Here is an 18,346-nt window from a genome sequence, read left to right on the forward strand (position 1 = left end):
ATGCACTCGCGATCTCCTGTGCGGCATTTGTTGTCCATCGGCGCTGCGCTGCTGCCCACCTGCGCTCTGGGGCGGTTGCGTGTGTCCGGGCGTGATCAATTTCCGCTGGCGTGGTCCAGCGGCGCCGTGGTGTGGTCGGACCGTGTGTCGGCCGGGAGGCGTTCGAGCTGGGAGGTCGTTACGCGTGTCCAAGCGTGATCTGTTTCTTGTTGCCCCTGTGATTCCTTGTGTGGCACTGGTTCTCACGCCGTGGCTGCCGTTCGTGAATGGTCCGCATTTGTGGTTGGGGCTGCCCTCGATGCTGGTGTGGCCGATGGTGTGGTTGCTGCTGCTCACGCCCGCGCTGGCCGCTATCGAATGGGGGCGCACCCGGTACGTGGTGGACGATCGTGAGCTGGAAGGTGGTGAGGCACAATGAGTGTCACACTTGTCGTTGCGATCGTCGGCATGATCGCGATCGCGGTGGTCGGCTTCCTCGGCCGCCGTCGCCCGGCTGCCAATCTGGCCGAATGGTCGGTCGCCGGAAGGAATTTCGGTGCTTACACCATGTGGTTCCTGCAAGCGGGTGAGATCTTCACCACCTTCACCTTTCTCGGCATGGCGGGATTGGCGTTCAGTGGTGGTGCGGCCGCGAGCTATTCGCTGCCCTACATTCCGATCGCCTGCGTGGCCATGTACTTCATCGGGCCCCGGCTGTGGAAGCTGGGTCGCGAGCACGGATACCTGACTCAGGCCGATTACTACGAACAGCGATACGACAGTAAGAGTTTGGGCGCGGTCATCGCCGTGTTCGCCGTGGTGTTCATGCTGCCGTACCTGCAACTGCAGATCGCCGGGCTGGGTTTGATCATCAAGCTCGTCACCCACGACACCACCTCGAGTATCTGGGGCGAGGTACTGGGCACGGTGCTGACCGCGGCGTTCGTGCTGTGGGCCGGGATTCGCGGGACGGCGGCCACCTCGTATCTGAAGGATGTGCTGATGCTGGCGGCCGTCGCGGTGGTCGTGGTCGCGGTGCCGATTCACTACACCGGCGGGCTCGGCCACGCGATGCACACCGTGCAGACCCTGCATCCGAGCATGCTGACCGTGCACGCGGGCCCGAACGACAAGGTGTGGTGGACCACCAGCATGCTGGCGAGCATGCTCGGCGCGGGATTCTTCACCTTCCCGCACACCTGGCCGGCCGTGCTGTCCGCGCGCAGCGCCCGTGCCCTGCGCCGCAACTGGGTGATGCTGCCGCTCTATCAGATCACCCTGCTGCTGCCGATCATCGTCGGCTTCGTCGGCATCGTGGCGCTGCCGAAGAAGACCTCGGCGAACGGGGTGCTGCTCACCCTGACCAACGGCGCGCTGCCCGGCTGGCTGGTCGGAATCATCGCGGTCGGCGGCGCGGCCGCGGCCATGGTCCCGGCATCGGTGATGGTGCTGGGCATGTCGACGATGATCGCGCGCAACGTGGTGCGCCACGCTCGCCCGCGTATCCAGTTCTACATCAATCACGGTGCGGTGCTGGTTATTCTGGGCCTGGCCCTGGTGCTGGATCTGACCCGTCCGAACGCGCTGGCGAACCTGCTGCTGCTCACCTACAGCGGCCTGGTGCAGTTCATCCCTGGACTGGTGGCCGGGCTGGGCAAGCGCCCGTTCGTTGGCACGGCGGCGGTCACCGCCGGGATCATCTCGGGCGAGGCGTTCGTCATCTGGGTGACGTTCTGGAAGATCGGACTGGCGAACGTGAACGCGGGCATCCCGGCGCTCGGTGTGAACCTGGTCGTGCTCGCGCTGGTGGAGTTGGTGATGCGGATGCGTACACCGACCACGTCGGGCGGCCCCGAGACGGGGGTGCGGGAGCCTGTCCCCGCACCCCGATGAGCCCGGTGATCGTATGAGGTCGGCGGTCGTCGCACGCCGGCCGCCTTTTGGTGAGATAGATCACAATTGGGTAGCGGCGCGCTGCGACTCGCCGCAACAACTTTTCAATCTCTTTGCTAATTCTTTACGATTGTAGACGGCTCCCCTCTGAGGGGCCCATCGCGCGGCCGTTCGACGACACACCGAAGTGTCAGGGTTACCCAAAGGTCTCTCCGCTCTGCCCTCGATGCCAGCACATGTTCCACCGATGAACCGCTCCGGCTACCCCGGAGCGGCGAAGGAGAAATATGTCCGACACCGACCCGGCCCGCGCCACCGCGCCCCCGCGAATCAGCGCGCCGCCACCCCCGATCGCGACAGCACCTCCGGACACAGCATCTGGCCGAGATGCCTTGCGGGGGCGGGATTTCGACTCGGCTCGGGGTATCTCGTCGCTCCAGGATGTTTCGTCGGCTTCGGATACCGCCTCGCTGCTGGGCGGCGGTTCGGTCGGGGACGCCGCGCTGACGCGGGACGATTCATCAGGGCGCGGCGATGGACTCGGCTCGCGAGTGCGGGCCTTCGGCCTCTCGAGCGGTGCTGCGTCGACCAGAGGTGGCGGTGGGCTGCGGATCGCTGACATCATTCGTCACGATCTGCCCGCCTCGATCGTGGTGTTCCTGGTCGCGCTGCCACTGTCCATCGGTGTCGCCGTCGCGACCGGCGCGCCCGTGGCGGCGGGGCTGATCGCCGCTGTGATCGGTGGTCTGGTTGCCGGGCTGGCGGGCGGATCGGCGCTTCAGGTGAGCGGTCCTACGGCGAGCCTGACCGTGGTCATGGCGCAGAGTATTCATCAATTCGGCTGGGCTGGAACATGTTGCATCACGGCGGGAGCCGGTGTACTGCAGGTCCTGTTCGGGCTCGGGCGGATCGCCCGGGGAGCGCTGGCCATCGCGCCGGTCGTGGTGCACGCCCTGCTCGCCGGGATCGGCGTAGTGATCGCGCTACAGCAGCTGCACGTGCTGCTGGGCGGGCAGTCGCTGAGTTCGTCTTGGGACAGCGTCGTGCAACTGCCGCATCAGCTGCGTTCGGTGCACGGCGGGGACGCGTTCGTCGGCGTGCTGGTGATCGTCATTCTGCTGGGTTGGCGCTATCTGCCGCAGGTAATCAGGCGGGTGCCCGCGCCGCTGGTCGCTGTGGTCGCGGCAAGCCTCGTGGCGCAGATGGTGCCGACCAGTGTGGCGCGAATCGCTTTGCGGGGGCCGCTGTTCGACGATTTTTCGCTACCGCGTATGCCCGGCGGGAGCTGGGGGTCTGTGGCGTTGACGATGGTCACTATCGCGTTGATCGCCAGCGTCGAGACGCTGCTGTCGGCCGTGGCGGTGGAGCGGTTGCGGCCGGGGCGGCGCTGCGATCTGGATCGGGAACTCGTCGGGCAGGGCTTGGCGAACGTGACCTCGGGGCTGCTGGGCGGGCTGCCGGTCGCGGCGGTCATCGTGCGCAGCATCACGAATGTGAAAGCGGGTGCGCGCAGCCGGGCCTCGACCATGCTGAGCGGTCTGTGGGTGCTGGTCTTCGCGGTGGCTCTGGTCGATGTGGTGCAACGGATTCCGAAGGCAGCTCTGGCCGGGCTGCTGATCGTCATCGGCATCGGGTTGGTCAAACTGGCCCACATCCGCCTGGCCAGGCGCACGGGCGACCTGCTGGTCTATGCGGTGACGATCCTGGTTGTGGTGTTCGGAAACCTGTTGCTGGGCATGGTGACCGGGCTCGTGCTGGCCTTCGCGCTGCTGCTGTGGCGGGTGGTGCGGGCGTCCGTCACGGCCGAACCGGTCGCCGGGACCGAACGCTGGCTGGTCACCATCGAGGGCGCCTGCACCTTCCTGGCGCTGCCGCGCCTGACCGCCGCGCTGGCCACGGTGCCCGCGGGCGTCGCGGTATGGGTGGAGATGACGGTGGACTTCCTGGACCACGCCGCTGCCGATGCCCTGCGCGAATGGGCCGAAGTGCACGAAAGTACCGGCGGTAGCGTCGAATTCGTCGAGGTGGGCGCCGCCCGCATCGCCGACCTCGCCACCGGACCGCCCGCGCGCGGACAGGCCCGCCGCATGTTGAACGAGACGCTGGGCCCGTGGCGGCGTAGCGCGCTGGAGAATCCGATCCACGCGGGCATCGCCGCTTACCATCGCGGCGCGGCGCATCTCATGCGCCCGCACATGGGCGCGCTGCGTGACGGCCAGAACCCGGATTCACTCTTCCTGACCTGTGCGGATTCACGGCTGGTGCCGAACGTGTTCACCTCGAGCGGCCCCGGCGACCTGTTCACCATGCGCAATATCGGCAACCTGGTCCCCGCCGACGGCCGCGACAGTTCGGTGGAGGCCGCGATCGTCTACGCCCTGGATCGACTGCGCATCCGGTCGGTGGTGGTGTGCGGGCATTCGGGCTGCGGTGCGATGGACGCGCTGTACAACGAGCTGGTCACCGGGTCGGGCCTGGACGACTGGCTGGCACACGGGCGACCGAGCCTGGAGGAGTTCCGCCTCGGCCACCCGGTCGCCGCGGCAGCCGCGGCCGCGGGCTTCGGCGAGATCGACCAACTGGGCATGGTGAATGTCGCGGTCCAGCTGGACACGCTCGCGCGGCATCCGCTGGTCGCACGCGCCATGGCTGAACGGGGCCTGGTCCTGTGCGGCCTGTTCTTCGACATCCCGACCGCCCGAGTCATCGAGATCTCCGCAGACGGAATCGCCGAATTCGACGATCCCACACTGAATTCCGAGCCAGTCACGGCACTGCCGGTCTGAGGGGACACTCCGGCCGTGGGCGACGGCCGGGGGTCGGCAGGTCGGGCGACGCCCCGGGGTGAGCGCCCGGGGCGTCGCTATATTTCTTCGCGCCTCCGGGATGGGATTCCGGCGCACAGCTCTTTGTCGCCCTTGTCCAGGCCGTAGGCCAGGGCCGCGGCGGTGGGCTCGTTGACGATGGTGTCAGCACACACTGGGTGTGGGCGCGGCACGATTACTCTGATCGGCGGATACTTCGCAGCGGCCGCACAGCTGGCACATGAGTACGGCCGATAAGTTACCGAACGTGCTGAATGTGACGATTCTGGCCGCGTCCGCACCCCCGCGGCCCGCGGCGGCGATGGTGCTTGTCAGTAGTGTGCTCTATTACCTCGGGTTGTCCTTCGCAGCGGGGACCGGACTTGTCCTGGCGGTGTTGTCGCCCGTGCGACGCGGCGGTGCGGTTGCTGTGACGGTGCGGCGGATGGCTGTGCCGGTGGCCGGATTGGCCGCGGTCACCGGGGTGCTGAAGTTCGTGGCGCAGGCCGCGAAGGCGGCGAAGGTCGGGGTTGGCGACGGGTTCAGCGGGCGGGTGCTGAGCGAATTCGTCCATGCGGCGCCCGGGCACGGGGAAGTGCTCGGTGCGGGTGCGATCTCGTTGATCCGGCTCGGCGGGTATGTGCTGCTGGTGGCGGCGCTGGTCGGGCTCGCGGTATGGGGCGCGCGGACGGCGGCGTGGTTGGTGCTGGTGTTGAGTGTGGTGACGGCGTCGATCGATAATCTGCCGTTCGGGTCGGTCGGTCTGGCCGCTGGGGCGGAGGATGTGCTGACGATGGTGCACGTGCTCGGTGCGCTGCTGTGGGTCGGCGGGCTGGTTGTGCTCGCCACCGCGGGCCTGATTTCCCGGGCCTCGAGCGGCTCGGAGGTCTCCGGCGACGGGGCTCGCACGGCCTCCTGGCATCTGGCCTGGGCCCGGTTCAGCGTCGTGGCGATGTGTGCGGTGGGCATGCTGGTGGTGACAGGTTCCTGGCTGGCCTGGTCGCACGTCGGCACCCCGGCGCAGCTGCTGACCACCCCGTACGGCAGGTACCTCGGCATCAAGCTGCTCTTGGTCCTGGGGATGCTCGCCGGCGGCGTGTACAACGTGCGGGTGCTGCTGCCGGCGATCGCGGCCGCGCGAGCGCGCGAGGACAGCACCACGGCCATGCGTCTGGCGATCCGGCACTTCCCCGTCACGGTCGCGGTCGAGGCGCTGCTGGCCGTGGGCGTGCTGGCGGTTGTCCCATTCCTGGCCGGTTCGGCTCGCTCGGAGGCCGGATGGCCCGCCGCGCGCTCCTTCGACCTCACCGTCTTCGGCACCGGCGTCCTGCTGACCGCCCTGGTCGCCGTCGCATTGTGGCTGGGCAGCCGGACAACCCCGAAATCGATCGCCGCCGAACCAGAACCTGCCTCGGCGGGGTAGTCGTGCCGCACTGAGCAGGGTTTCAACAACCGCTCGCCCGCCGCGCGCGTCGCTCGGCCCGCGTTTGATTCCGGCCAGCGCCTTCACCCGCAGCTCGGCGACGGTGTGGTAGACCATCCGGCGCGAACCCCCGACGAGCACCCGACCCGGGATGGAGATCGCACTGGCATGCCTGCCTGGGCGAGCGCGCCGCGAAGCCCTAGGCTGGGCGCGGTCGTTGCGGACCCGCCCTTGCCGCGGGTATCCGGTGCCGGTCGGATAACTGGTCGACCCGGGCGCCCCGGCCGTGCCAGTCTGGTAGCAGGAGCATTCGGACGGAGTCGGATGGATATGGTCGCGGTATCGGCGGGCACTCAGGTCTCGGGCGTGGCGTTGACGCGCACGGAATGGCTGGCCGAGCGAATCGCCGATATGGGGATCTCGTGGGGCACCGGCAATTCCCGGGTGTCGGGCACCCTGTGGTGGTGCATGGCCGCGTCCTCGCTGATCGATCCGATCGTCACCGCGTACGCCCAGGGGCGGCCCGCGCCGGATCCGGCGTTGGAGCAGGTGCTGTGCGAGATCCGCCCGGACGGCGGCGTGGAGCGGGTGCTGCCCGCCGCCGGTTCGCACGACGAGCCGAAATCCGCGTCGGTCCTTCGCACGAGCCTCGAACGGATCATCCCGCAGGTCGCAGAGGTGTCCGGCGCGGGCGAACCGTCGCTGTGGGCGATCGTCGCCGATGCCATCGGCAATCGCGCCATCGATGCCGGCGCCGCCGATGCCGGTGAGCGCCTGGCCCGCGAGGTCGCCGGCCGCCTGCCGGTTCCGCGCTTCACCGACCTCGCCGGGCGAACGTTCGTCCGGCGCATTTCGTGCTGCCTGGTCTACGAGGCGCCCGGCTGCCAGATGTGCACGAGCTGCCCGAAACGCCCCGCCGCCGAGCGTGACGAGGCCCTGACGCGGTTGGCGGCCGGTAGCTGACCCACCCCCTCGGCCGTAACCCGAACGCCCATCCCGATCACGATCGGGACGAGTAGGCCGGTCCATCGGCACGTGAGCGCCGGGCTCCCGATAGCATGGTCGCGCCGGACCCCATCGCGACCGGCCAGAACCACCACGCGGAAATTCCGCACCCGATAAAGCGGGCACCCCGCCCGAAGACACTGCCAAGGAGAGCGCAGCCGTGACCACCTCAGCCCGCATAACCCCAGCCGCCCTAATTCGGGTCGCGGCCGGGACGACGGCGGGCGCCGCGGTGCGCGAGGCGGGCCTGCCGACCAAGGGCTCCGACGCTGTCGTCGTCGTGCGCGACGCCGAGGGCACCCTGCGGGATCTGTCCTGGACCCCGGACGAGGACGTCGAGGTCACCCCGGTCGCCGCCGATACCGAAGCCGGCCGCAGTGTGATCCGGCATTCGGCCGCGCACGTGCTGGCCCAGGCCGTCCAGCAGGAGTTCCCGGAAGCCAAGCTCGGCATCGGCCCGCCGATCAAGGACGGCTTCTACTACGACTTCCAGGTCGATCGCCCCTTCACCCCCGAGGATCTGGCCAAGCTGGAATCCCGGATGAAGAAGATCGTCAAAGGCGCGCAGCGGTTTTCGCGCCGGGTGGTCGAGGTCGAGGACGCCCGCGTCGAACTGGCCAAGGAGCCGTTCAAGCTGGAGTTGATCTCCGACAAGTCGGGCATCGACGATCCGGAGGTCATGGAGGTCGGCGGCAAAGAGCTGACCATCTACGACAACCTCGATCCGCGCACCGGCGAGAAGGTGTGGGGCGACCTGTGCCGGGGCCCGCACATCCCGACCACCAAGTTCATTCCGGCCTTCAAACTGACCCGCAGCTCCGCGGCGTACTGGCGAGGCGACCAGAGCCGGGAAGATCTGCAGCGTGTCTACGGCACCGCGTGGGAATCGCAGGAGGCCCTGGACGCGCACCTGGCCCTGCTCGCCGAGGCGGAGAAGCGCGATCACCGCAAGCTCGGCCTGGAACTGGACCTGTTCTCCTTCCCGGACGAGCTGGGTTCGGGCCTGCCGGTGTTCCACCCCAAGGGTGGCATCATCCGCAAGGAGCTCGAGGAGTACTCGCGCCAGCGGCACATCGACGCGGGCTACGAGTTCGTCAACACCCCGCACGTCACCAAGGGCCAGCTGTACGAGATCTCCGGCCACCTGGACTGGTACCGGGACGGCATGTTCCCGCCCATGCACCTGGACGCGGAGTACAACGACGACGGCAGCATCCGCAAGCCCGGCCAGGACTACTACGTCAAGCCGATGAACTGCCCGATGCACAACCTGATCTTCCGGGCGCGCGGCCGGTCCTACCGTGAACTGCCGCTGCGGCTGTTCGAATTCGGTTCGGTGTACCGGTACGAGAAGTCCGGCGTCATCCATGGCCTGACCCGGGTGCGCGGTATGACCCAGGACGACGCGCACATCTACTGCACCAAGGAGCAGATGCACGCGGAGCTGACCAGCACGCTGAAATTCGTGCTGTCGCTGCTCAAGGACTACGGCCTCGACGACTTCTACCTCGAGCTGTCGACCAAGGATCCGGTCAAGTTCGTCGGCTCCGACGAGATCTGGGAGGAGGCCACCGAGACCCTCGAAAAGGTCGCGGGGGCCTCGGGTCTGGAGCTGGTGCCGGATCCGGGCGGCGCGGCGTTCTACGGTCCGAAGATCTCCGTGCAGGCCAAGGACGCGCTGGGCCGCACCTGGCAGATGTCGACCATCCAGCTCGACTTCAACCTGCCCGAGCGGTTCGAACTGGAATACACCGGTCCGGACGGTAGTAAGCACCGCCCGGTGATGATCCACCGCGCGCTGTTCGGTTCGATCGAACGGTTCTTCGGCGTGCTCACCGAGCATTACGCGGGAGCGTTCCCGGCCTGGTTGTCGCCGGTGCAGGCCGTGGGCATCCCGGTAGCGGAAACCTTTGTCCCGCACCTGGATCGGGTGATCGAGCTGCTGCACGACGCGGGAGTCCGCGCCGAGGTCGACCGCAGCGACGACCGCATGCAGAAGAAGATCTTCAACCACACCGCGCAGAAGGTCCCGTTCATGCTGCTCGCGGGCGCGAAGGATGTGGAGGCGGACGCGGTGAGCTTCCGGTTCCGCGACGGCACCCAGGTCAACGGCGTGCCCATCGCCGCCGCGGTCGCCACCGTCGTGGACTGGATTCATCGGCGCGAGAACGCATCTCCCACCGCCGAGGGCTTTACCATCGTGAACGGCGGAGTATGACCGTGGTGCAGGAGGATTCGGTGCCGGGCGAGATCCGTGACGTGGGTGCGGGGGTGCCGGATCGGCTCCAGCGATTGTGGACGCCGTACCGCATGTCGTACATCGTCGGCGCGGTGGACGAGCGCAGCGAGGGTGACGAGCCGAAGGCCGCCGGACATCCGTTCATCGAGATCCCCAAGATGAGCGATGAGGACGGCCTGGTCATCGCGCGCGGCGAATGGGTGTACGCGGTGCTGAACCTGTACCCCTACAACCCCGGTCACATGATGGTCGTGCCGTATCGGCGCGTGGCCAACCTCGAGGATCTGACGGTGCAGGAGAGCACCGAACTGATGGCGTTCACCCAGCAGGCGATTCGGGTGATGAAGCGGGTGTCTCGACCTGAAGGTTTCAACGTCGGGTTGAATCTCGGTGGCGTGGCGGGCGGTTCGCTCGCCGACCACCTGCACCAGCACATCGTGCCGCGCTGGGGTGGGGACGCGAACTTCATCACCGTGGTGGGCGGGGTGAAGGTGATGCCGCAGCTGTTGCGGGACACTCGGGCTCTGCTCGCGGGCGCATGGAAGGAAGACACGTAGCGTGCTCAGCTTCTTCGGACGTGAGACATTCGCCAAAGCGACTGCGCCCCTGGGCAAAGCGCTGGTGAGTACCGGGCTCACGCCCGATGCGATGACGCTGATCGGCACCGCGGCCAGCATCCTGGCCGCGGTGACGCTGTTTCCGTCCGATCACCTGTTCTGGGGAACGATGGTGATCTGGCTGTTCGTCATGTTCGACATGCTCGACGGCGCGATGGCCCGCGCGCGCGGCGGGGGCACGAAATACGGTGCCGTGCTGGACGCGTCGTGCGACCGCGTGGCCGACGGCGCGATCTTCGGCGCGCTCGCGTGGTGGGCGGTATACAACCAGCACAGCAGTCACCTGTTCGCAGCGACGCTGGTGGTACTGGTGACCTCGCAGGTGATCTCGTACGTGAAGGCGCGAGCCGAGGCCAGCGGCCTGAGCGCCGACGGCGGCCTGATCGAGCGTCCGGACAGGCTCATCATCGTGCTGGTCGGTGCGGGATTCACCGGTATCGGCCAGTATTGGGGTATCGGCTGGCTGGTCTACGCGGTCTACGTCGCCATGTACATCCTGGCGGTGCTGAGCATCATCACCGTCCTGCAGCGCGTCCTGGCCGTCCGCAACTCACCGGGTGCCCGGGATCTTTTGCCCCCCAAGGGAACAGATACCGAGACGTCGGAGAACACCCCCAACTCCGGCTCGGCGTCGTAGGCGCGGGCGTGATGTGCTCACCGACGCCGTCATCCCCCCGCGCATCACAGAGCCCGCCACTGTCGTACGCGCCGTACGCCCGGCCGATCCAGGAGTGCCGAACGACTGTCAGACCCAACTCCGGCCTATCGCTGCATTCTTCGGGCTCGAAACTCTGGTTCCAGACAAATCTATCGGGAAAATGCAGCGGGAGGCCGGTTCTCGGAAACCGGAGCGAGGTTTGCGCAACGTGCGCGCACATCCGGCCCTTCCCAGGCACCTCGGTACGTAATCGGCGGGGCGTAGTTCCCCGACAGCACCCACGGCAGTTCGGCGTTGTTTCGGCCGGAATCTCGTTGCGCTGCATGCACGGTGTGCTGAGCGGCGTCATGGACTACAGCGTGACGGATGTGGGATCCGCTCTCACCGACAAGATATATGCGCAGGAGTGGCCGGCGCTGCCCAGGCGTACCGTGCGCCGACCCCTCGACGCGGGTGAGGATCGGGCGGACCACGGGAAGAATCGGACTGCGACGGCCGGGGTGAGCGCTGTGCCAGGGGCGGGGGTTCCAAGCGTGACGGATGTGGGGTTCGCGCTCACTGACAAGGTGTCTGTCGATAGGGTGGCGGGCGTTGCCCGAGCGGATCGCGCGCAGGGCGTTGGGACCTGTGGCCATTGGGGTGTTCGATGCCGTTGGCGATTGGGCTGCCCGGCGAATGAATCGGGTAGGGAGCACAGCGTGACGGATGTGAGATCTGCGCTTACCGACAATGCGTGTGCGGCGAAGTGCCGAGTGGTGTCCGAGCGCATCGTGCGCAGGCTGTTCGGTGTGGGCGAGGATCGGGCTGCCCTGCGGTTGAATCGGGCCGCGCCGGTCGGGGCGAGTGGTGTCGTAGGAGTAGGGGGCACAGCGTGACCGACGTGAAATCCGCGTTTACCGACAGGGCGTATGCGGCGGGGTGGCGGGTGGTGCGGGCGTTGCCCGAGCGGACCGCGCGCAGGCTGTTCGACGCGGGTGGGGATTGGGCGGCCCGGCGGATGAATCGGGCAGCGCGGCGTACGGGGGAGCCGAACCAGCTGCGCCGCAACCTGGCTCGGGTGTTGGGCGTCCCGCCGATGGCGGTGCCCGACGAGGTGATCCGGGCGAGTGTGCGCTCGTACGCGCGGTATTGGCGCGAGGCGTTCCGGCTGCCGACGATGGACCATGTGGCGCTGGGGAGTTCGCCGCTGCTTCCGGTGGGCGGGCTCGAACATCTCGACGCCGGGCTGGCCGCGGGTCGTGGCGTGCTGCTGGTTCTGCCGCATTCGGGGAACTGGGATATGGCCGGGGTGTGGCTGGTACAGAACTACTCTCGGTTCGCCACCGTCGCCGAGCGGTTGAAGCCGGAGTCACTGTTCGAGCGCTTCGTCGCCTACCGCGAGAGCCTGGGCTTCGAGGTGTTCCCGCTCACCGGCGGCGAGGAACCGCCGTTCCCCCAACTGGCCGACCGCCTGCGGCACAATGGAATCGTGTGCCTGATGGGGGAACGCGACCTGACCGGTAAAGGCGTCCCCGTAACTTTCTTCGACGAACGCACCTGGATGCCCGCCGGCGCCGCGAAACTCGCGGTCGAGACCGGTGCGGCCCTGCTCCCGGTACACGGCTGGTACACCGTCACCGAGACGGGCGAGGAAGCATGGGGCCTGAAAGTCGATCCGCCGATCGACGTTTCGGGCGGCATAGCCCCCGCCACCCAGGCCCTGGCCGACCAGTTCGCCGCCAATATCGCCGAACACCCCGCGGACTGGCATATGCTGCAACCCCTCTGGGAGGGCGACCTGTCGCCGGAACGTCTGGCCCGAATCGCCGCGGCCCAGCAGACCCGCCGAGTGCCCGACGCTGCATCGGGTGGTGACGCCGCATCGGACAGTAATGCCGTGTCGAGGGACGACACCGCGCAGGGCGGCACCATTTCCGGCCGCTCTGCCCCGGGTACTGAGCCTGTCGTGTCGGACAGTGACGCCGTGCCGAGGGATCACACTGCACAGAGCGCGGCCATTTCCGGGAGCACTGCATCGGGTGGCGGCGCTACGCCGGACGGCACCGAGTCGCAGGACAATGGTGCCCCTTCGCGTGGTGGTGCTGTCTCGGGGACCAGCAGTGCGCTGGGTGGGCCAGGTGAAGACGGCCCTATGCCGGGCGATGTTGTTGTGCCTGGGAGCGATACCGCGCGGGGCGGCCATGCTGTGTCTGGCGGCAGTGTTCTGAACGGTAGCAGTGAGTCGGGTCGCTCTTCTGTTTCGGGCAGTGCTGCTGTGAGCGGCGATGTCACGTCGAATGACAACACTGGGCTGGGTGGTTTTGCAGCGCCTGGCGATGGCCCGGCGCGGGGTAGCAATGCTGTGTCTGGCGGCTCCAGTCTGGATGGCGGTGCCTTGTCGGGCGGTGCTGCTGGGGTGGGTGGCGATGTCACGTCGAATGACGACACTGGGCTGGGTGGTTTTGCAGCGCCTGGCGATGGCCCGGCGCGGGGTGGCGATGCTGTGTCTGGCGGCTCCAGTCTGGATGGCGGTGCCTTGTCGGGTCGCCGTGCTGTGTCGGACGGTGTTGCTGGGGTGAGCGCCGATGTCACGTCGAATGACGACACTGCGCCGGACAGTGTCGCGGCGCTTGGCGATGGCCCGGCATTGGGCGGTGGCGCCGTGTCGGGCGAAAGCGCCGTTTCGCGGGAGGTTGGTCGTTCCGTGTCGGAGAACGACAGTGCACCGGGCGGTGAGGTTCTGGGGGGAGGTATCGCGCGGGGTGCTGGCACGGTGCTGGGTGAGAGTCTCGCCCAGGGTGATGCCACCGAGTTGGGTGATGCTGTACCGGGCGGTGATGCCGCGCGAGGGGATGCCATCGTGCAGGGCGGCGGTGCGGCGCTGGGTGATGCCGCGCTCGGTCGCGGCACAGCGGGTAGTACTTATCCGACTCGAGGCATCACGTCGCGGGATGGTGCCGCATGAGGGGTGGGGCATGAGAATTGGCATGGTGTGCCCGTACTCGTTCGATGTGCCGGGTGGGGTGCAGGCGCATGTCGTGGAATTGGCGCAGGTGATGATCGAGCGGGGGCATCGGGTCAGCGTGCTGGCGCCGGCGTCCGAGGAGACTCGGCTGCCGGATTTCGTGGTATCGGCGGGGAAGGCGGTGGCGATCCCGTACAACGGGTCCGTGGCGCGACTGTCGTTCGGGCCGACCGCGTATTCCCGGCTGCGGCGGTGGATCGCCGAGGGCAATTTCGATGTGCTGCACATTCACGAGCCGAACGCGCCGAGTCTGTCCATGCTGGCGCTGAAGGTCGCCGAGGGGCCGATCGTGGCCACCTTTCACACCTCGACCACGAAATCGTTGGTGCTCAGTACTTTTCAGGGTGTGCTGCGGCCGTTTCACGAGAAGATCAGCGGCCGGATCGCGGTCTCGGAGCTGGCGCGCCGCTGGCAGGTCGAGGCGCTGGGCGGGGACGCGGTGGAGATTCCGAACGGGGTCGACGTGCCCGCGTTCGCGCACGCGCCACTGCTCGAAGGATACCCGCGTGCCGGCGGTACGGTGCTGTTCCTCGGGCGCTACGACGAACCACGCAAGGGGATGGCGGTGCTGCTGGGCGCACTTCCGGAACTGGTGCGCACGCATCCGGACGTGCAGATCCTGATCGTCGGCGGTGGGGAACAGGAACGGCTACGGCGCAGTGCCGGTGTGCACGCCCGGCATCTGCGATTCCTCGGTCAGGTCTCCGACGCCGACAAGGCATCGGCGATGCGCAGCGCGGACGTGTACTGCGCGCCCAATATCGGCGGCGAGAGTTTCGGCATCGTGCTGGTGGAGGCGATGGCCGCCGGAACCCCGGTGGTGGCCAGCGAATTGGATGCTTTCCGCCGGGTACTACGCGACGGCGCGGCGGGACGTCTGGTGCCGGTGGACGATTCGGCGGCGCTGGCCGTGGCCCTGTCCGAGCTGCTCAGCACTCCGGCCCTGCGTGATGAACTGGTTCGGGCGGCGAATCAGGTGGTGGGCGAATATGATTGGCCGGTCGTGGCCGAACAGATTCTGCGGGTGTACGAGACGGTCACGGTCGGAGACGCCCGAGTGAGGACCGTCGGATGATCACCTTCTCCGCGACCACGATCCTGATTCTGGCGTTCATCGTGGCGCTGATCGTCGCCGCGGGCGTCTGGGCGTACTCCACGGCGAACCGCCTGGACCGCCTGCACGTGCGCGGCGATCAGGCCCGTCACGCCCTGGAGGCGGCGCTGGCTCGGCGTGCGGTGGTGGCCCGCACGGTGGCGATCTCCATGTCCGGACCGACCGCCGCTCCCGCCTCACTCGAACAGGCCAAACAGCTTATCGCCCTGGCGGACCGCGCCGAACGCGCCGAGTGGTCGACCAAGGAGACCACGGAGAACCAGCTCGCCGCGGCGCTGTCCGCCCTGGACATCACCCAGCTGCGCCCGCAGCTGGTCGCCGAACTCGCCGACGCCGAGGCACGGGTGCTGATCGCCCGCCGCTTCCACAACGACGCCGTGCGCGACACCCTCGCTCTGCGCACACGCCGCCCGGTCCAACTGCTGCACCTGGGCGGAACCGCCCCGCTGCCAACATATTTCGAGATCGCCGAACGCGTCACCCCCGCCGCCACCACCGGCCTCGAGGTCGACACCGTCCGCACCTCGGCTCGCGTGGTCCTACTCGACGAGCAGGACCGAATCCTGCTGCTGCGCGGTCATGACCCGAAAACCCCCGAATCCCCCTTCTGGTTCACCGTCGGCGGCGGCGTCGAACCCGGTGAAACCCTGCGCACCGCCGCGGTCCGCGAACTCTGGGAGGAAACCGGCTTCGCCCTGGACTCCTCTCACCTGCGCGGCCCCCTCTGGCGTCGCGTCGCCGTCTTCCCCTTCAACGGCGAACTCATCCGCTCCGAGGAACTCTTCTTCGTAGCCCGCACAAAGACTTTCACCCCCACCGCAGCCAAACCCACCGCCTGGGAAAGCCACTGCGTCACCGCCAACAAGTGGTGCACCCCGACCGACATCGCCACCCTCGACGCCCAAGGTGAACAGGTCTATCCCTACCACCTGGACCAACTCCTATCCGAGGCGGTTACCGCCGCATCAGCGTCGACCGACCCCGAGGTCCGCTCCATCCGCTGACCGGCCGCGCTCCTCCGCGCCGTTTCAGCCTGTCTCCGGCGCACGTCCGAGTCGGAATGGCTCACGCGAATTTGGAGAACCGGCCTCCCGCTACATTTTGCCGATGGATTTGTCGGAAACCGGAGTTTTGAGCCCGCAAAATGTAGCAGGAGGCCGGATCGGATCCGCTGCCCGTTCTCTGGGCGCCCCGGACCGCCGTTCCAGGGCGTCACACGCTACGTCTATCGACGGTGATGACAGGTGTCGCGGTGGGACCTCATCGATGGTGGCGGCGTCGGCGGATTACGGCGACGGCCTCGTCCGCACAGGCGTCGAGATATTCGAGAATGTCGGCGGCGGCGTAGCGCAGCACCAGCCAGCCGTCCAGTACGAGGCGATTCTGCCTGCGACGGTCGTTGCGGAATACCTTTGCCTCACTGTGAAATTCGCGGCCGTCGATCTCGATGATCGTTTTGGAGCGCTCGTCGACGAAATCGCAGAAGTACGGTCCGATCGAGTAATTGGCGGACAGTGGCAGGTTGCGCTGCGCCAAGGCCCGGGCGAACAGACGTTCCGGCTCCGAAAGCGCGCGGGTGGAGGCGAACCGTGCCTGGCGTCGCAGTGCGGCGGTGCCGGACCGATGGGATCGGCACAACTCCTGTATCTCTGCCCGCTCGACGGTCTTGCCGAGTGAATCGTCGACCATGCGTCCGACCTCCCGTTCGGGGAGTACCCGGGTGCACCCGAGCAGGGTGATGGCGGGAGTCGTGACTGGCAGCCCTTGGACCTCGCAGACCACCTCGGGCGGTAAGTCGGACCGGTAGAGGGCGAGCCAGTCGGGTGTCCTGCGGTTCACGGATCGAGGCACGGTTGCCTCGAAAAGCGTAGGAGCGTTGGGAGTCATGCCCTGAAGCCACGCTGCGGTGCGATGACTCAGCACCGCCGACGGGCACCAGGCGGCGATGGCTCGACATCGGTCCATATCGTCAGGCACGCCGGTGCTGACGACGCCGGGCAGGAGTCGCGTGTAATCGCCTCGACGGCAGCGATCATCGATGGTGCTCGCACCGATGCCCTGCGCTCGGAGTTCGTCGCGAGTTCGAATCATGCTGACACTGTGCCGGATCCGCGCCGACGCTCCGATTGTCTGACCTGCGGTGATATAAATTCTGTGGACAACCCCGGGACTGTGGAAAACTTACCTTCGCGCGCTTGCCGCCCGAGTGCCGTCTGGTAGTGCTCGGCCTCCGCCCGGCCTATCGCTACATTCTGGGTGATCGTCTGCCGGTTTCCGGAGTCTTCGACCGCCAGAATGTAGCGCTAGGCCGGGCGACGACTCACAGCCCGGGTCCATCGACGTGTTGTTGTCGTGGCTCAGCAGGAATCCGGCGATGGTCTGACCGGAGTTGATCCGGTTGCCGGTGACCGAATGGTTGGCTGTGTCGACGTCGATGTCAGTGCAGCCGCTGAGGGCGGCCAACGGCAGTCCGACTGGGTGAAGGCGGTGTCGCCGGAGCCGAAGACGATCTCGCCGCCGACGTTGGTGGCGCGCGCCTGGTCAGAAGGTGAATTGGTCTCCGTAGGCGGTGGTCTGGACCATGCCGTGCGGGGTGGACACCGTGGTGGTGACGAACGGGACCGCGCCCACCGGCGAGGCGCATTGGGCGATGTTGAGCGCGGCGTTGCCGACGGTCAGCTGAAACGGGTACTGGGTCTTGTCGGTGAGCGCTGCCACGGCGGTCGTCGCGGTAGTGACCTGACCGGGTTCCAGTGTGGTGGCCAGGGATTCGGACGTACCCAGTGAGCCGCCGACACTCGGCGACACGCTCACCCCCGGCGGCGTGTTGAGGGTGACGGTCGGTGATACCCCGGCGTTGAGCTCCTGGTTCGGGTTGATGCCTGCCGTGACGCCACCGGCCACGCTGACGCCGCAGCCCAGCAGAAATCCGGCAACGGCCTGACCGGAGCTGATCGGGCCGCCGGTAACGGTGACCGAATAGTCCCCGGACACCTGGGCCGCATGCAAGAACGTCATCAGAGAACTTGGAGCCCGGTTTCCGGCCGGCCTGACGCCCACATGGTCGACCGAAGCCGCCACCGTAATCCCAGATCCGGAGACAACGCTGGCCGCACGGTCGGAACCTAGTCGGGCCGCGGCGACTTGTGCAGTGCCCAGCCGACCGGCACCCGGCTGTACAGGAGGGCGTTGGACCGTGATCGACCCACCGGAGCTCAGCTGCGCGGGCTCGGGTTGTCTCCTGCTCGCTCGACTGAGTCGGGGGGTAGCCGGGCCGGGCTGTTGCGTGATCGGCTTACGGGCACCCCGATGTATGGGGTCGGGTTGTGCCTTGGCCGGTCGAGCGGGATTGGAATGCAGAGGACCGGGTTGCGTCGTGATCGGCCGAACGGCAGTGGGTTGTGCTGGGCCGGGTTGCGCCCTGCCTGGTCGGGCAAAACCGGGGTGAGCAGGGGCGGGGTGAGTCGTGATCGGTTGAGCGGCGCCGGGTTGGGTTGTGGTGGGGTGAGTGGTGATCGGTTGAGCGGGGCCGGGGCGCACAGGGATGGGTTGTGCTGTGGCTGGCCGAGCTGAACCGGGTTGGTCAGGACCGGGTCGTGCAGGGCTGGGC

At 67.6% G+C, this 18,346-nt stretch carries 12 protein-coding genes and 2 pseudogenes; 11 read left to right on the top strand and 3 right to left on the bottom strand.

Annotated features, from left to right (window positions below; all coding sequences use genetic code 11):
- The first annotated feature begins 229 nt into the window (after positions 1-229).
- From JZ791_RS23070 to JZ791_RS23080, 3 genes are all read left to right on the top strand, one after another.
- Positions 230-418 (top strand): hypothetical protein, encoded by a 189-nt coding sequence (locus tag JZ791_RS23070; RefSeq protein WP_254206164.1) that lies wholly within the window; start codon positions 230-232, stop codon positions 416-418.
- Positions 415-1,872, top strand: coding sequence for a sodium:solute symporter family protein (locus JZ791_RS23075; protein WP_216897282.1), 1,458 nt, complete (start codon positions 415-417; stop codon positions 1,870-1,872). The genes JZ791_RS23070 and JZ791_RS23075 overlap by 4 nt, the downstream gene beginning before the upstream one ends.
- 287 nt (positions 1,873-2,159) lie before the next feature.
- Positions 2,160-4,658, top strand: coding sequence for a SulP family inorganic anion transporter (locus JZ791_RS23080; protein WP_216897283.1), 2,499 nt, complete (start codon positions 2,160-2,162; stop codon positions 4,656-4,658).
- A gap of 119 nt (positions 4,659-4,777) precedes the next feature.
- Here JZ791_RS23080 and JZ791_RS47220 read toward each other — a convergent pair.
- A pseudogene (locus JZ791_RS47220) lies at positions 4,778-4,837 on the bottom strand (Hsp70 family protein); the annotation flags it as partial.
- A gap of 80 nt (positions 4,838-4,917) precedes the next feature.
- On the opposite strand from JZ791_RS47220, the gene JZ791_RS23090 reads away from it, so the two are divergent.
- From JZ791_RS23090 to JZ791_RS23125, 8 genes and pseudogenes are all read left to right on the top strand, one after another.
- Entirely contained in the window at positions 4,918-6,099 is a 1,182-nt protein-coding gene (locus JZ791_RS23090; RefSeq protein WP_216897285.1) for a CopD family protein, read from the top strand.
- 324 nt (positions 6,100-6,423) lie between these two features.
- Entirely contained in the window at positions 6,424-7,062 is a 639-nt protein-coding gene (locus tag JZ791_RS23095; protein WP_216897286.1) for a (2Fe-2S)-binding protein, read from the top strand.
- A 202-nt stretch (positions 7,063-7,264) separates the two neighbouring features.
- Entirely contained in the window at positions 7,265-9,322 is a 2,058-nt protein-coding gene (gene thrS / locus JZ791_RS23100; RefSeq protein WP_216897287.1) for a threonine--tRNA ligase, read from the top strand.
- Positions 9,319-9,900 (top strand): ATP adenylyltransferase, encoded by a 582-nt coding sequence (locus tag JZ791_RS23105; RefSeq protein WP_216897288.1) that lies wholly within the window; start codon positions 9,319-9,321, stop codon positions 9,898-9,900. Before thrS ends, JZ791_RS23105 begins: the two co-directional genes overlap by 4 nt.
- Before the next feature lies 1 nt (position 9,901).
- Positions 9,902-10,597: a phosphatidylinositol phosphate synthase gene (pgsA, locus tag JZ791_RS23110; protein ID WP_216897289.1), complete on the top strand. Its 696-nt coding sequence runs from the start codon at positions 9,902-9,904 to the stop codon at positions 10,595-10,597.
- Positions 10,598-11,489: 892 nt separating this feature from the next.
- Positions 11,490-12,428, top strand: a pseudogene (locus JZ791_RS23115) (phosphatidylinositol mannoside acyltransferase); the annotation flags it as partial.
- A gap of 1,144 nt (positions 12,429-13,572) precedes the next feature.
- A complete protein-coding gene (locus JZ791_RS23120; RefSeq protein ID WP_216897290.1) occupies positions 13,573-14,697 on the top strand; it encodes a glycosyltransferase family 4 protein in 1,125 nt (374 codons plus the stop codon).
- The gene (locus JZ791_RS23125) at positions 14,697-15,740 is read left to right on the top strand and encodes an NUDIX hydrolase (protein WP_216897297.1); all 1,044 of its coding nucleotides are present in this window, start codon (positions 14,697-14,699) and stop codon (positions 15,738-15,740) included. The genes JZ791_RS23120 and JZ791_RS23125 overlap by 1 nt, the downstream gene beginning before the upstream one ends.
- A 256-nt stretch (positions 15,741-15,996) precedes the next feature.
- Here the strand turns inward: JZ791_RS23125 and JZ791_RS23130 are convergent, their stop codons facing one another.
- Positions 15,997-16,827: a DUF559 domain-containing protein gene (locus JZ791_RS23130; protein ID WP_216897291.1), complete on the bottom strand. Its 831-nt coding sequence runs from the start codon at positions 16,825-16,827 to the stop codon at positions 15,997-15,999.
- Between the two features lie 450 nt (positions 16,828-17,277).
- Positions 17,278-17,754: an MspA family porin gene (locus JZ791_RS46840; protein ID WP_254206166.1), complete on the bottom strand. Its 477-nt coding sequence runs from the start codon at positions 17,752-17,754 to the stop codon at positions 17,278-17,280.
- Between the last annotated feature and the right edge of the window lie 592 nt (positions 17,755-18,346).

Source organism: Nocardia alni (assembly GCF_019038435.1).
GTDB lineage: Bacteria > Actinomycetota > Actinomycetes > Mycobacteriales > Mycobacteriaceae > Nocardia > Nocardia alni.

Coding starts and splice junctions, on each gene's coding strand:
- JZ791_RS23075 (WP_216897282.1), top strand. CDS start 415: ATGAGTGTCACACTTGTCGTTGCGATCGTCGGCATGATCGCGATCGCG.
- JZ791_RS23080 (WP_216897283.1), top strand. CDS start 2,160: ATGTCCGACACCGACCCGGCCCGCGCCACCGCGCCCCCGCGAATCAGC.
- JZ791_RS23090 (WP_216897285.1), top strand. CDS start 4,918: ATGAGTACGGCCGATAAGTTACCGAACGTGCTGAATGTGACGATTCTG.
- JZ791_RS23095 (WP_216897286.1), top strand. CDS start 6,424: ATGGATATGGTCGCGGTATCGGCGGGCACTCAGGTCTCGGGCGTGGCG.
- JZ791_RS23105 (WP_216897288.1), top strand. CDS start 9,319: ATGACCGTGGTGCAGGAGGATTCGGTGCCGGGCGAGATCCGTGACGTG.
- JZ791_RS23120 (WP_216897290.1), top strand. CDS start 13,573: ATGAGAATTGGCATGGTGTGCCCGTACTCGTTCGATGTGCCGGGTGGG.
- JZ791_RS23130 (WP_216897291.1), bottom strand. CDS start 16,827: ATGATTCGAACTCGCGACGAACTCCGAGCGCAGGGCATCGGTGCGAGC.
- JZ791_RS46840 (WP_254206166.1), bottom strand. CDS start 17,754: ATGACGTTCTTGCATGCGGCCCAGGTGTCCGGGGACTATTCGGTCACC.